The 14,458-nt window shown below is 35.8% G+C and carries 12 protein-coding genes; 1 reads left to right on the top strand and 11 read right to left on the bottom strand.

All coding sequences use genetic code 11. The features are described from left to right. Positions 1 to 33 precede the first annotated feature (33 nt). Entirely contained in the window at positions 34 to 2,361 is a 2,328-nt protein-coding gene (locus B0A80_RS16715; RefSeq protein ID WP_089078023.1) for a GH92 family glycosyl hydrolase, read from the bottom strand. Between the two features lie 178 nt (positions 2,362 to 2,539). Here B0A80_RS16715 and B0A80_RS16710 point away from each other — a divergent pair, with 178 nt between their 5' ends. After that, positions 2,540 to 3,163, top strand: a complete 624-nt coding sequence (locus tag B0A80_RS16710; RefSeq protein WP_089078022.1) for a M949_RS01915 family surface polysaccharide biosynthesis protein — start codon at positions 2,540 to 2,542, stop codon at positions 3,161 to 3,163. Positions 3,164 to 3,458: 295 nt separating this feature from the next. On the opposite strand, the gene B0A80_RS16705 is transcribed toward B0A80_RS16710, so the two are convergent. From B0A80_RS16705 to B0A80_RS16660, 10 genes are all read right to left on the bottom strand, one after another. Further along, the gene (locus B0A80_RS16705) at positions 3,459 to 4,064 is read right to left on the bottom strand and encodes a GNAT family N-acetyltransferase (RefSeq protein WP_017498723.1); all 606 of its coding nucleotides are present in this window, start codon (positions 4,062 to 4,064) and stop codon (positions 3,459 to 3,461) included. Between the two features lie 118 nt (positions 4,065 to 4,182). Beyond that, positions 4,183 to 4,539 carry a hypothetical protein gene (locus B0A80_RS16700; RefSeq protein WP_089078021.1) on the bottom strand — a complete coding sequence of 119 codons (357 nt, stop codon included), beginning with the start codon at positions 4,537 to 4,539 and terminating at the stop codon, positions 4,183 to 4,185. 192 nt (positions 4,540 to 4,731) lie between these two features. Then, the gene (locus tag B0A80_RS16695; RefSeq protein ID WP_026110216.1) at positions 4,732 to 5,910 is read right to left on the bottom strand and encodes an AIR synthase related protein; all 1,179 of its coding nucleotides are present in this window, start codon (positions 5,908 to 5,910) and stop codon (positions 4,732 to 4,734) included. 156 nt (positions 5,911 to 6,066) lie between these two features. Beyond that, positions 6,067 to 7,554 carry a carboxypeptidase regulatory-like domain-containing protein gene (locus tag B0A80_RS16690; protein WP_233430763.1) on the bottom strand — a complete coding sequence of 496 codons (1,488 nt, stop codon included), beginning with the start codon at positions 7,552 to 7,554 and terminating at the stop codon, positions 6,067 to 6,069. Positions 7,555 to 7,645: 91 nt separating this feature from the next. Beyond that, on the bottom strand, positions 7,646 to 9,016 hold the full coding sequence (locus tag B0A80_RS16685; protein ID WP_089078019.1) for a CsgG/HfaB family protein: 1,371 nt from the start codon (positions 9,014 to 9,016) through the stop codon (positions 7,646 to 7,648). 60 nt (positions 9,017 to 9,076) lie between these two features. After that, on the bottom strand, positions 9,077 to 9,529 hold the full coding sequence (locus tag B0A80_RS16680; protein WP_089078018.1) for a curli assembly protein CsgF: 453 nt from the start codon (positions 9,527 to 9,529) through the stop codon (positions 9,077 to 9,079). Between the two features lie 87 nt (positions 9,530 to 9,616). After that, entirely contained in the window at positions 9,617 to 10,351 is a 735-nt protein-coding gene (locus tag B0A80_RS16675; RefSeq protein WP_083342502.1) for a CsgE family curli-type amyloid fiber assembly protein, read from the bottom strand. A gap of 4 nt (positions 10,352 to 10,355) precedes the next feature. Next, positions 10,356 to 10,835, bottom strand: a complete 480-nt coding sequence (locus B0A80_RS16670; RefSeq protein ID WP_089078017.1) for a hypothetical protein — start codon at positions 10,833 to 10,835, stop codon at positions 10,356 to 10,358. A gap of 66 nt (positions 10,836 to 10,901) precedes the next feature. Beyond that, complete coding sequence (locus B0A80_RS16665; protein ID WP_081603555.1) at positions 10,902 to 11,528, bottom strand: hypothetical protein; 627 nt, start codon at positions 11,526 to 11,528, stop codon at positions 10,902 to 10,904. A gap of 395 nt (positions 11,529 to 11,923) precedes the next feature. Next, positions 11,924 to 14,113: a glutamine synthetase III family protein gene (locus B0A80_RS16660; RefSeq protein WP_089078016.1), complete on the bottom strand. Its 2,190-nt coding sequence runs from the start codon at positions 14,111 to 14,113 to the stop codon at positions 11,924 to 11,926. Between the last annotated feature and the right edge of the window lie 345 nt (positions 14,114 to 14,458).

Raw genomic sequence — 14,458 nt, 5'->3', positions numbered from 1 at the left:
GCTTCGACTTCGCTCAGCCTGACATATATAAAATTAATATTGTTTCTTATTAGGCTTAGCGCTCATATAAAATGTGATCTTTCCTCCATTTATTATATCAGCATGTTTCAGAAATGGCCTGTCTAATTGTTTTCCATTCAAAATCACCTTGCTCACAAACACATTTTTATCGGATTGATTGATGGTTTCGACTTCGAATTTCTTTCCGTTTTCCAGATTAAAAGTCGCCTTTTTCACTAACGGACTTCCTAATGCATACTCATCAGAGCCTGGAGCAACCGGATAAAACCCTAAACTGCTAAAAATATACCAGGCACTCATTTGTCCAAAATCATCGTTTCCTCCTAAACCGTCAGCTCCGTTTCGGTACATTTTTTTCAGGATCATCCTGATTTTGTCCTGAGCTTTCCATGGTGAATTCGTCCAATTGTACAAATAAACGACATGATGAGAAGGTTCGTTTCCATGAACATAATTCCCAATGATTCCGTCTCTGGTGATGTCTTCCGTGTTTTCAAAATATTTGTCCGGTAAATGCATGTTAAACAAAGAGTCCAGACGAACTTTAAATTTCTCATTTCCTCCCATCATTTGAATCATATCGGCAGGATCCTGCGGAACATACAAACTGTAATTCCATGAATTCCCTTCAATGAACCCTTGACCATGTGTATCCAAAGGATCAAATTCCTTTTTAAAAGTTCCGTCGTTTAACTTCGGACGCATGAACCCCGTTTGTGCATCGTAAACGTTTTTGTAATTTTTAGATCTTGTGATAAATTCATTATAGATTTCGGTTTTACCCAATTTCTTTGCAGCCTGTGCAATCGCCCAGTCATCATAAGCATATTCGAGTGTTTTTGAAACCGAAGCACCATTTTTATCTTCTGGAACATAACCTTTTGTCATATAATATTCCAATCCGTCATAATAAGGTACTTTTGCAGTGTTAACACAAGCCTGAAGTGCTTTTTCAGCATCAAATTTTGTATTGCCTTTTACAATGGCATCCGCAATTACCGAAACGGAATGATACCCGATCATGCACCAGTTTTCATTGGCATAATGCGACCAAATTGGCAGCATCTTGTGTACACTTTGATTGGAGTGAGCCAACATGGAACTGATCATATCTGAATTTCGGGAAGGCTGTACTATATTGAATAATGGATGCAAGGCGCGATAAGTATCCCATAAGGAGTAACTGGTATAATTCTTAAAGTTTTCGGCTTTATGTACGTTCATATCCAAACCTTTGTAGTTCCCGTCTAAATCTATGTATTCTGTAGGTCCTAAAAAGGCATGGTACATTGCGGTATAAAAATTCACTAAATCTTCTTTCTGAAGGGTTTCTATCTGAATTTTGTTCAACTCGTTATTCCAGACTTCCTGACTTTGCTTTTTTACTTTCTCAAAATCCCAACCCGGAACTTCTTTTTTCATATTTTCAACTGCACCGGCAGAACTTACAGGAGACAGAGCCATTTTTATTTTGATTTTCTCTCCTTCTTCCGTGTCAAAATCAAAGAACAATTTTAAGTTCTGACCTGCCATTTCGGGAAAGTTTTTGGTTTGATCAAATCTTCCCCAAAAGCCTCTGTACACACTTTTTTCCAATGGGGCCTGTCCATAGTTTTTAATGGGTTTGCTAAAACTCATTGCAAAATATACGGTTCTGGTTCTCGCCCAGCCATTGGTCTGACGATATCCGGTAATCAAAGTATCGTTCTCTACTCTAACAAATGTCCATACATTCTTTTTATCGTAATTGTAAATCCCCGAAGTCAAATCTAAAATGATATGTGCATCATCTGATTTTGGGAAGGTGTACTGATGCATTCCTACGCGGGTTGTCGCCGTAAGTTCGACTTTGATTTTATGATCTTCCAAAAGTACACTGTAGTACGCAGGCTCCGCTTTTTCGGTAGTATGAGAAAATGCCGATCGATAGCCGGATAATGGTTTTGAAGCGATACCGGGATTTAACTGCAGCTTTCCGGTTGTAGGCATAATTAAAAAGTCGCCCAAATCAGAATGTCCAGTTCCGCTAAAATGCGTATGACTAAAACCTACGATCGTTTTATCTTCGTATTGATATCCGGCACAATACTTATAGACATCTCCGTTATATTTTCCATTTGTACTGTAGGCAATTGTATCGGTTTCAGGACTTAACTGTACACTTCCAAACGGAACTGTTGCTCCCGGATAGGTATGTCCCATTTTGGCGGTACCAATCATAGGGTCAACATACTGAATCAGATCTCGTTTCTCAATTGTTTTTTTCTGAGCATTAGCGGTATAACCGAATATTAAAAAGGATAATCCAAAAACAAAATTTTTACAATTTATTCTATTCATTAGTTTTCTTTTAATCATTACTTTTTACTTAAAAACAGCAATTGGCATTTTACTAAATCGATTTACCAATATTTTCAGATTCGAAAAATACAACAAAATATGCTTTTTAAAAAATATAAAATGATCTGATCTCAAAAGCTTTTAAATATCTTTGGTTCTGTAAAATGTTACTCTATTCATGAAAAACGCTATTTTATTCTGCATCCTTTTTTATACCGCATTCGGTTTTGCACAAAAAACAGAAAGTCATAAACTAACCCAAAAAGAAATCGCTCAACGGAAACTTGACGGTGTTTCGGAATTTCCAATTTACAGAGCACTCGAATGCTCTGATAAAAGCGGTGTGTATGAATTGCTTCTCTGCGAAAATCAAAAAAACATTTCAAAAAAAGACACCTTAAACACGAAGATTCAGGCTATTTACACACTGAATGATCATGGCGGTTTTCTTGAAAAATGGAGAATTAATGATTTACTGGAAGACAGTGATCCTAAAGAAACAACTATCTATTTTTGGACAAAATACTGCAGTACGACAGATCTGGACGGTGATGGACTTATCGATCCGGTGATTGTTTACGGTACGAGAACGGAATACAACGAGATAAGGCGCGTTAAAATTATTACAATCTCTCACAATAAGAAATATGTAATCCGTGCTGTAGAATGCGATCTTGATTATTGCAGAAGCTTTAAAAAGGATTCAACCTGGAATTTACTTCCTCTAAAAACAAAAACCTACCTTAATTCATTAGTTGAAAGGTTAAGAAAAGAGCAAAATTTACTTTTGAAAGACGGGTAAGTAAATCGTTATGGGTTTGAATTATAAGTTATGAGTTATGAATTGTGTTTAAAAGTTCCGTAGGAACGACATATTTTGTAGCAACGGATTTCAATCCGTTGAAAAAATATACGACACGTTCAAGAGTTCCAGAGGAACGGCACATATTATAATGGCGGCATTTTTCAAAAACAAAATATACGTTTGCGATGGGTTTGTAAAATGGACCGAACCGATGGTTCTTCTTTTATTCTTACGACGTTTTGACCGGATTAAAATCCGGCCCTACAATATGGGTCGAGGCTAGCGCCTCTTTTTAAAGCTTACGCTTTAGATTTTCCTTTACCTCATCAAACCATTCTTTTTGCAGGATACTCAACACAATAGAATCACGACGAACATCACTATTAGCGGTTGGCATATGACTTCTTAAAACGCCTTCAACTTTGCAGCCGATACTTTTCATGGCGGCAATACTGCGTTCATTATTATTATCGGCACGAAACTCTACACGCTCCACACCAAGAGTTTCAAAGGCAAATTGCAGTAATAAAAATTTACAATGTTTATTAAGCCCGGTTCCTCTAAAAGCCGATCCGTACCAAGTATATCCCAGCTGTAGTGATTTATACTCCAGATTCATGTCGTAGAAACGTGTTGAACCTGCATACTTCTGTGTTTTTTTATCGAAAACTATAAACGGAAATTCTTTTTGATTCTCTCTTCCTTTTATCGCCAGTTGGATATAATTGATCAAATTTTCTTTTCCATCTGCACCTACTAAGGAGTATTTCCAGGTTTCGGGTTCGTTAACAGAGATTTCCAGTAAATTATCGGCATCTGATTCTTGCAAAGGACGTAATAAAACAGAATCGTCTTCTAAAATTATAGTATCGGAGAAATTAAAATTTGATGTGGTCATGAATTCTTTTTTTGAGCTGCTCACTATAAAGTCTTCTATTTACTTTATCTAAAAACTATTTCACAGAGAGACACTAAGTTTTGCACAGAGATTCGCAAAGTTTTACAAAATTGATCGTTTATTCATTCATTTCGTCATAACGCTCCGGAACTTGCGGATCGTATAACGGACATTTGAATTCTTCCATCAGGGAAACCAGTGTATTCATGGTTTTTCCTTCGGTTCCGTAACAATCGATTTTGATGCTTTGTGATGTAGTAATTACCTGGAAAGCACCTTTTCCTGTACTGTTTTTCCAACTGTTTTCGTCCACTCGCTCCCATTGGGAAAAAACGGAATTGATTCTGTTTATAATGACCTCAACAGGAAGTGTTGCAAGACCGTCTACTTCTTCTTTTTCTACAAGGGCTTCATAAACTTCATGATGGTTCAGATAAACCTCTTCTAAATATCTCCAAAAAAGTAATTCATACATAGCTTGATGTTTTTTTTTAGCCCCGATAGCAGTGAAAATCCTTTTGTGACGGGGTTCGGCACAAAAGATTATAACGAATAGCGGGATTAGCTCCTAAAAAAGCTAATGATTAATAAAAAAGGCTCTGTTGTAAACTCCGGTATAAAAACCTTTGCCACTCAGAACCTTTGAACTTTTGTAACTCAAAAAATATTAATATTCAAATGTTCCGTACTCGCTGGTAATGGTAAGCTTTTTAGTATCTGCTGCTTCTACTCTACCCACGATTTGCGCATCGACATTGAATGATTTTGAAATTGCAATAATATCTTGTGCAATATTTTCTGGAACATAAAGCTCCATACGATGACCGCAATTGAAAACCTGATACATTTCTTTCCAGTCGGTTTTAGATTGCTCCTGAATTAATTGGAACAATGGCGGAACCGGAAATAAATTGTCTTTTATAATGTGTAAGTTCTGAACGAAATGCAAAATCTTTGTCTGAGCTCCTCCACTGCAATGTACCATTCCGTGAATATCAGCTGGTGTATAGGTGTCTAAGATTTTTTTGATAATTGGTGCATACGTTCTGGTTGGCGAAAGTACCAACTGTCCTGCATTTATTGGACTGTTCTCGACAGCATCGGTTAAATTTACCTGACCTGAATAGATTAATTCTTCAGGCACTGCTGCATCATAACTCTCCGGGTATTTTGCTGCCAGGTATTTTCCAAAAACATCGTGACGGGCAGAGGTTAATCCGTTACTTCCCATTCCCCCGTTATAGCTTTTCTCGTAAGTTGCCTGTCCAAAAGAAGCCAAACCAACAATTACGTCACCGGCTTTTATGTTGGCATTATCTACCACATCGCTGCGTTTCATGCGGGCTGTTACCGTAGAATCTACAATAATAGTACGAACAACATCACCAACATCGGCAGTTTCTCCTCCTGTTGAATGAATGGTTACTCCAAACGATTTTAGTTCGTTGATTAATTCTTCTGTACCGTTGATGATTGCTGAAATAACCTCAGCAGGGATTAAGTTTTTGTTTCTTCCAATTGTTGAAGAAAGCAAAATATTATCGGTTGCTCCTACACACAATAAGTCATCGATATTCATGATTAAAGCATCCTGAGCAATTCCTTTCCAAACCGAAATATCACCGGTTTCTTTCCAGTACATATAGGCTAATGATGATTTTGTACCGGCACCGTCGGCATGCATAATCAAACAGTGCTCCTGGTCTTGCGTTAAATAATCAGGTACAATTTTACAAAATGCCTGTGGGAATAAACCTTTATCAATATTTTTTATGGCGTTGTGTACGTCTTCTTTTGATGCCGAAACACCTCTTTGTGCGTACCTTTTGCTAGAATCTGAACTCATGAAACTTAGTTTGTGTTGATGTGGTGCAAAGATAATCCCTTTTTTTAATTCTTTGATTGATTCGTATGCCTGATTCGCAAAAAAAATCGGCAGGCTTTTAGGCACTGCCGATTTTTTTCTATAAAATTGGTTATCAAAAATTGAGTTTTTAGTATTTTACCTCCAATCCGGCATTGAGGCGTTCTGGAATAGTGTTGTTCTCGAACCATTACTATTGCTGCTGGAAATAGTAACTTTTTGTATCGTGTTGGCTGATAAACCATCGTTTGATGTATTGACATAAATCAGCTCTGCTTCATTTGGAGAGAATTTTACATCGAAATCATTAAATCCATTTGGTTTTTGACTTGCCAGTTCGGTTGAAGTATTGTCCGCAGCTGTATAAATAAATATTCTGGAGTCTAATCGTCTGTAAGTCGAATTTTCGAATCCTGAAACATCTCTCGTATAGGCAATTTTACTATTGTCTACAGAAATACTAATACCACTTGCTCCACCCGTTACTCCGGAAAGTACCTGATACAATACATCACCAGCGGTATTGATCACATATATCTCAACATTGTATCCCGACATATCGTTTACTTTAAGTACAATTTGTGACCCGTCCTGACTCCATTCACATTCTGAAATGAATTTTCCGTTTGGCGTTTTAAACAATTGAATCAATCCCGATCCGTCAGAATCAATGCGATACAGTCTGTCAAAATTTGGATAAATAATCTGTCTTCCGTTGGTGCTCCAGCAATAATTAACATACTCCATATTAAATCCTGCTATAGGTATAAAGTTTGTAATTTTTTTGACATCAGTACCATCCGGATTCATTGTGAAAATTTGATTCAAAGATCCGTCAGAACTTATATAAGCAATTCTGTTGATGCTTAAATTTTTTCTCGGTCTGTAGCTGTTTACTTCGGCAGATGATAATTGAAGTTCGTTTCCGGCTTCATCAGCTGTATAAATGACATTGTTATTTTTCACTTTTTTAACATACAAATATCTCGGATTTGGAAATGCTAAAGTCGTAAAGGAGTTTGTGACACTATTTATTGGTTTATTAATTCCATCATCGGCTGTTACCTGCCAATAGTATTTCGTGCTAAAACTTAAACCTGAAATGTTAAGTTTTGTGTCTTTTAAATTGGCATAGGTTTTAGTTTCGTCTGTTGTTCCGTTTTTCACTGTCACGGTATAGGTCATCGGATCTGATTCCGGATCTTTTGCCGTCCATGTTAAATCCAGTGTTAGCGATTGCCCTGTAGCGTTGTCTGTAGGTGCGGTTAATATGGGAACATCTGGTGGTTTGTTGTTGGCAGTAGAGACTTGTAACTCAAAAATAATCTGAACTGTTATATCTTTCTCCACAGTGGCAGGTTCAAATCTGGCGGTAAAACCATCTTTTTGGGCCTGAAAAGAATATTTTCCCATTGTTATATTATCTATCTCGAAATATCCGTCTTTATCCGAAAATACGGTACTCGTAGTTGGGCTTGAAGAAATACGTGCGTTTTCTATTCCTTCATATGTTCGGGCATCTACTACTCTTCCTTTTACTGCTCCCGTTCCTGTTTCATCGATTTGATCTTCACTACAAGAAACCAAAAGCATAAAGCATATCAATATTTTTAGTCCTATTTTCATTGCGGTCTTGATTTTGTTAAACTTATACTGATTTTTTTTCTCAATTTGTTATTGAAAAAATATCACTCTTTGGTATTACACCAGCGAACTATTATTTCTTGTGCTTGGAACTTTTTGGGAAGTAATAAGTGAGTCCCAAACCAAGTCTCCAGTAATAATCATCTCTTTTACCTCTTACGATATAATCAACATTGTCGCTAAAGGTCATATTATATTCTGCGAATAATTTTACTCCTAAACTACTAGTCGCCATATATTCTAAACCACCTCCAAACTGAACTTTGCTATGAAAATTTTTGTAGTCCTTATTAAATTCAAATCCGTAACCACCAAAAACAAATGGAGTCAGGATATCGCGAGGTAATATGATGAATTCCAGATTGAGATCTGTAGATATATATCCCAATTTGTCTCTTCCTTTATTCGCAATTTTGAATGCATTGGCCGAGGCACTTATATTAAAAGCCGGAGTGAAAAAAAACTTCACCGCTCCTCTAGTCATTGGTGCCGGCTCCGGGCTTTTATAATCGCCCTGTATAATGGCTATTCCTCCGGCAACCTCTATACCAAAAAGGCCTCTTTTATCTTCTAAATTTCTATCGTATAATTGTGCCAGATCGGCTTCGCTTTTTTCTGCATCATAGGCTGATACAAAAGCATCGATTTGATTTTGAGGTGCATTCACTTCCCAAAGCTTGTCTTTGATTCCTTGTACAATAAGGCCTTCAACGGCTTTTTCTATGGCTTCGGTAACTGCCAGCTGAATGGGTTCATTTCTTGTAAAACCGGTTTCTACTTCCAAAAGTCGATTTAGATTTACGTATCGAAATAAACTGGCGTCTATACTTTGTGATAAGATGGTCTTAGAAACGTAAACAGTGTTTAGTATTTTTCCGTTTGAGGTAGAAACCAATCTTAAATATACCGTAACCCGATCTTGTCTGTATCGTGTAGAACCTCCGGCGCCAAAATATCGGGCTCCAAAACCTCCGGTAATAATATTGGTATCATAGGAAATAATACCCCCTTCTAATAAAACTCCTGCAAAGAGTAAAGGCGTCAATACTGTTTCACCGCCTTCTTTTTTTGCTTCATATTCCTGACGTGTAGACCGGATAATGTTTCGTTCGTTTAATAAATTTCCCAGATTCTCACGTTCTATAGGAACAAACCATTTTGAATCTTGAAGTGCTTTTATTAAAATAGAAGTAGCACCCTGAGTAACTGCTGTGCTAAATGTGCTTCCAACTTCAGTCGCTTTGTATTGACCTGTCTGGTCTTTAAATTTATACACCCCTACCACAATCTGTTCTTTTGGTTTTGGCATATCGACTAAGTGTTCAGTTGCAGAAGTGTTTTCTCCAAAAACAGCTTTCTGAACTCCTACGGGTTGATTAAAATAAGCGCCACATCCTGAGAGTAGGCAGGTTATTAACAGTAGAAAAAGGAGAGTTTTATTCATAATTAGTTATTTTTTAATAATAAAACATGAACTTACTTTTTATAAAAATCGAATACCAGACTATTTACCCGGTATAATAACTTGCGTTTGCTCGCCAGTTTCAATATCCAGAATATTGACAACCATTCCTAAGTTAGAATTGTAAATATCCACAGACAGCGTTCCGAAGACATAATTACCAGGAGTAAGTCCTCCACCGGTACCGCCTCCGGTACCACCTCCAGAACCTGTACCTGACCCAAATTGACTATCAAATAATGAATTTGAAATTCTATTGAGCAATTGGTTATTTAAAGTACTTTTAAAACGCTCCAGATCTGTTGGCTGCTTGTATCCGCCATTTGCAGTAGTATCTTTATAATCATTTTGTGCCTGCGCAGAACTAAGCATCCATTGATAATTAAAAGTTTCACCACCACTAAAAGCTGGATTTATAGGCTTATAAGCAAGGTCCTGTGCGAAAGAAACGGTACAAAAAACCAACACAAATACGAATGAAATTAAATTTTTCATATTGCTGTTATTTAGTTTCCTACATTAAAAAAAAAGAAAAACTCCTCTACAAAAATTACTTCTCGATTATTAATATTGAGTTATTTATTAATACTGAGTTATTATTTTATTCTGTTTTTCGATGTCTTTAAAATACTTAAATGCTTTTGATGCTGCAGATTCCGCCATATATTTTAAAAAATCTTCGTCCGGACGCGAAATAAATTCTTCCACTATTTCTCCATCTATCAGAATAGTAATTTTTGTTGTACGTCCAAAAGTCAATTCCTCTTGAACGGTCACGATTTTACTTGTATTAATTCTTAGCTTTGAATATTGTGCATAAAAAAAATCATAAAAATCATTTCCCAGTTTTGTTTTGGTATCATTAGCAACAATCCCAATCATTTCAATTCCATCTACAGGAATTGGCTTAGCGGCATCTGATACTTTATCTTCTCCAAAAACAACACGGTCTTTGCCTATCAATTCATTTTTTTCATCATAAATCAATAGCAATATTATAATCTCATCTTCTGGTGTAAAATTGACTTGCGTTTTAGAAAGTTCAACTTTTTGAATCGGTTCTAATGTGACTCTGCCATCCTGAGCATTATTTGATTTATTCGAGTTTTTTTTATTTTTTTTAAATACAGTCAATTTATAAGATATATTTTTAAACTGCGATTTTAAGTTTTCTGCAGTTCCCGTAATAGCAAGTAAATTTTCTATTTCTTTTACTTCTATTTTGGCTTTTACTTCTATGTGAACTTCCTGAGAAAATCCAGATTCAGAAAAAAAAATAGCAAAAAATGCAATTAGTAAGTTCAAATACTTTTTCATGACACTAGCGATTGAATATGTAAATTGTCCCCGAGTTTCCCGTTTGATTAATTATTAAATCTTTAGATATCGAATTTGAACCGGTACTGATTACCGATAAATTATTGCCATACTGATTGATTCCCATGGAAGTGATTCCGCGTGAGTACATCGAAAAATCACTTATATAATTATTATTGCCTGTTTGTGTGTAGGACTGATTGATTTCATCAGCATTTTTGTAGACATTCATGTAGTTGTTGTTGCCTGTCTGTTGTGCGGTAACATAAGCATTACTGCTTATAATAGTTAAATTGGCTTGATTATAATTTCCAATTTGAGCAACTGTTACGATGTTGTTGCTTTTAATATATTGATTTATCGTTTGATTTTGATTGCGATTGTATGCTTCATTTAATAAATAGTCACTTCTATTCACATCAATTACCTGAGCGAATAAAATCCCGGTGATTAGTAAGGATACAAAAGTGGCTATACGTTTCATGACCTATTGTAATTAAAAAAAAGGAAGAACTTAATAGCTCAAGCTCTTCCTTTTTCTGGTTTATTCTTAGTTAGATTGAATTACTACACTTCCATTTAAGAAACCTGTTTGAGTAACTGTGCTCATATGATCATTTCCAAATTGTGCAGTAGCTGCAAAGTTACCGGCTCCGTATTGTTGAATACTAGAGGTGTTATCCCAGCCTAATTGTAGAGTAGCTGCATTGTTAAACAGTCCTATTTGATCGGTAGATGCGGTGTTGCCATATCCGAATTGAAGAGTCAAAGCGTTATTAGCAAGACCAAATTGATTAGTAGTAGCTGTATTAAAGTTACCAATCTGTAACACATCAGAATTGTTGTAAGCTCCAATTTGAGTAGTAACTGCAAGATTACCAAACCAGATTCCTTGAGTGATACTAGAATCGTTATTGTCTCCGATTTGTGTTACGATAGCAACATTTCCTCCTCCTAATTGTCCAACAGTAGACTCGTTATCATCTCCGTACTGTCCTACAATTGCAACGTTGGCAATACCTATCTGGTCAACATCTGAGCTATTAGTTGCTCCTACCTGAACTACCAGTGCACCATTTAATAAACCTGTTTGGTCCACATCACTCATGTTACCTTGCGCAAAAGCTGCGACTCCTACAAACAGCATCGCGGAGATGCTTAAAATTACTCTTTTCATAATAAATATATTTAATTGGTTATTAATACATTTTATTATGTAGGTCAGCGTGATTTAGGGAAATCATGCAATCAAAATCTCCATTCGAAAATAAAAATTAAAGCCTTATTTTCTTTCTTTCATGATCAAAATTAGAAAACTTATCGCCAACCAAAACAGGTATAAATACCTATTTTCCAATATCTTAATTACTTTTCGATGAAGTGTAAAACTATCTCGATGAACTACTTTAATGCTTTTTTTCGTTGGCAAGAAAAAAGCTACTTTTCACAATTTAGTCACAATTCAATTTAAACATTTGTTAAAATAAAGACATAATGATATTATTTTAACAAAACCATAAAAAAAATCCCATCTCAATAAAGACGGGACTTAATCGGATATATTCTAAAATATTACTTCGTAAATAACAGTTCTCTGTACTTCGTTAGGGTCCAGCTTTCATCATCTACTAATAATTCTAATTTATCACAATGATTACGAATGTCCTCAAAATAAGGCTTTACGTTATTGCAGTAAGCTTCAGCCATTTTTTGTGCATCAGTCAATTGGTTTGCCGTTCTTCGTTCACTCGTCATCGCCAATACTTTAGAATTGATTCCTTCAATGTGTCCTGAAATTTCTTTAATCAGAACTATTTGCTCTTTTGCAATAGTTTCAAACTCCTTACCAAAAATTTCTTTTAATCCTTTTACATTTTCGATTAAAGTATTTTGATAACGAATAGCCGTTGGAATAACATGATTTCTGGCAATATCCCCTAATACTCGTCCTTCAATCTGGATTTTCTTAGTGTATTCTTCCAATTCAATTTCGTAACGTGCTTCTGCTTCTACGTGATTTAAAATTCCTAACTCGTCAAATAACTCCAAAGCTTGTTTTGAAACCTTAGCTTTAATAGCTTCCGGAGTCGTTTTAAAATTACTTAATCCTCTTTTAGCGGCTTCTTTTTCCCAGGCATCGCTATATCCGTCACCTTCAAAAAGTATTTTTTTAGACTGCTTGATGTATTCTCTCAAAACATTAAAGATGGCATCGTCTTTTTTCATGTCTTTAGATTCAATCAAAGAGTCTACTTCAGTTTTAAAGTCTCTTAATTGTTTGGCCACAATAGCATTCAGAGTAGTCATCGCGTTGGAACAGTTGGCATTTGAACCTACAGCTCTAAACTCAAATTTATTTCCGGTAAAAGCAAAAGGAGAAGTTCGGTTACGGTCTGTATTGTCTAAAAGAACGTCCGGGATTTTCCCAACTACATTTAACTTTAAGTCTGTTTTTTCTTCAGGGGACAATTTCCCAGTGGTTACACTTTCCAATTCTAATAATACTTTAGACAATTGTGCTCCAATAAAAACTGATATAATTGCCGGTGGTGCCTCATTAGCTCCCAAACGATGATCGTTGCTCGCTGTTGCGATAGATGCTCTCAATAAAGTTTCGTAATCATTAACCGCTTTAATTGTATTGATAAAGAAAGTTAAAAACTGTAGATTACTCATTGGCGTTTTACTCGGACTCAATAAATTAACCCCTGTATCTGTTGCCAATGACCAGTTATTGTGTTTTCCTGAACCGTTTACTCCTTTAAAAGGTTTTTCATGAAACAATACTTTAAAATCATGACGCTCCGCTACACGCTGCATCACATCCATTAATAAAGAGTTATGATCTACAGCCAGATTGGTTTCTTCAAAAATCGGAGCCAATTCGAATTGATTTGGCGCTACCTCATTGTGACGAGTTTTTACCGGAATCCCCAACAACATACATTCCTGCTCTAAATCTCTCATATACGTTAAAGCACGTGTTGGAATAGAACCGAAATAATGATCGTCTAATTGTTGTCCTTTTGCAGAAGTATGTCCCAGTAAGGTCCTCCCTGTCATCATTAAGTCAGGACGTGAATTGGCTAATGCTTTATCAATTAAAAAGTATTCCTGTTCCCATCCTAAAGTAGCAGTAACTTTCTTTACATTTTTATCGAAATATTTACACACTTCCGTCGCTGCCTCATCCATAACAGATAGTGCTCTTAATAATGGAATTTTATTATCGAGCGCTTCTCCTGTATAGGCGATAAATACGGTCGGAATACATAAGGTTGTACCATATATAAATGCCGGAGAAGTTGGATCCCACGCGGTATACCCTCTTGCCTCAAATGTATTTCTTATTCCTCCATTCGGAAAACTTGATGCATCAGGCTCCTGCTGTACCAATTGAGCTCCTCCGAATTTCTCTACAGGGTCACTTCCGTCATAAGAAGTTTCAAAAAAAGCATCATGCTTTTCTGCTGTTGTGCCTGTAAGTGGCTGAAACCAGTGTGTATAATGAGTTACACCTTTTGATAATGCCCATTCTTTCATCCCCATGGCAATATAATCGGCCAGTTTTCTGTCTATCTTAGTTCCGTGTTGAACGGCATCTCTCACTCCTTTTAAAGCATCAGAAGTCAAAAACTGCTTCATCGCTTTCTCATTAAACACATTTGAACCAAAAATATTTGACTTTCTGTCTATTTCTTCAAAATGTACAGGCTTTCTGTTGGAAGCTTCTTGTAAAGCTTGGAAACGTAATGTTGACATGTATAGTAGGTTTAAAAATTCGTAATTATTTTCATTAAAAAAGTGAAACAAATATAATCAATAAAAACCCCTGTTTGAAACATAAACCAGAGAATTTTATTCGATGATTTTTCAACATTAAGCGGTTTTTTCAAAGAATAATGAATTTGATTCGAAGAAATATAACAAAACACCGCAGTATTATTCATTAAATAAACATTTTTTCATAATTCCTTAAACTAAAAATTTAAAAAACATCCTTGATTTTTACGAATTTGCCTTTTTAAGGTATTAAAAATTACTTTTTTCAAAATATACTCCCTCACAAATTAATCTTATCTAAAAAATAATACTACTTCAAACAAA

The organism is Flavobacterium tructae (assembly GCF_002217475.1).
Lineage (GTDB): Bacteria > Bacteroidota > Bacteroidia > Flavobacteriales > Flavobacteriaceae > Flavobacterium > Flavobacterium tructae.
Note: the sequence above shows the minus strand (reverse complement) of the source record. Positions and strands in the feature narration are given on the sequence as shown.

Bases quoted from the DNA above. Each gene is read 5' to 3' on its own strand.
- B0A80_RS16665 (WP_081603555.1), bottom strand. From the start codon at position 11,528: ATGAAAAGAGTAATTTTAAGCATCTCCGCGATGCTGTTTGTAGGAGTC.
- B0A80_RS16680 (WP_089078018.1), bottom strand. From the start codon at position 9,529: ATGAAAAATTTAATTTCATTCGTATTTGTGTTGGTTTTTTGTACCGTT.
- B0A80_RS16695 (WP_026110216.1), bottom strand. From the start codon at position 5,910: ATGAGTTCAGATTCTAGCAAAAGGTACGCACAAAGAGGTGTTTCGGCA.
- B0A80_RS16700 (WP_089078021.1), bottom strand. From the start codon at position 4,539: ATGTATGAATTACTTTTTTGGAGATATTTAGAAGAGGTTTATCTGAAC.
- B0A80_RS16660 (WP_089078016.1), bottom strand. From the start codon at position 14,113: ATGTCAACATTACGTTTCCAAGCTTTACAAGAAGCTTCCAACAGAAAG.
- B0A80_RS16675 (WP_083342502.1), bottom strand. From the start codon at position 10,351: ATGAAAAAGTATTTGAACTTACTAATTGCATTTTTTGCTATTTTTTTT.
- B0A80_RS16710 (WP_089078022.1), top strand. From the start codon at position 2,540: ATGAAAAACGCTATTTTATTCTGCATCCTTTTTTATACCGCATTCGGT.
- B0A80_RS16715 (WP_089078023.1), bottom strand. From the start codon at position 2,361: ATGAATAGAATAAATTGTAAAAATTTTGTTTTTGGATTATCCTTTTTA.
- B0A80_RS16690 (WP_233430763.1), bottom strand. From the start codon at position 7,554: ATGAAAATAGGACTAAAAATATTGATATGCTTTATGCTTTTGGTTTCT.
- B0A80_RS16705 (WP_017498723.1), bottom strand. From the start codon at position 4,064: ATGACCACATCAAATTTTAATTTCTCCGATACTATAATTTTAGAAGAC.
- B0A80_RS16685 (WP_089078019.1), bottom strand. From the start codon at position 9,016: ATGAATAAAACTCTCCTTTTTCTACTGTTAATAACCTGCCTACTCTCA.
- B0A80_RS16670 (WP_089078017.1), bottom strand. From the start codon at position 10,835: ATGAAACGTATAGCCACTTTTGTATCCTTACTAATCACCGGGATTTTA.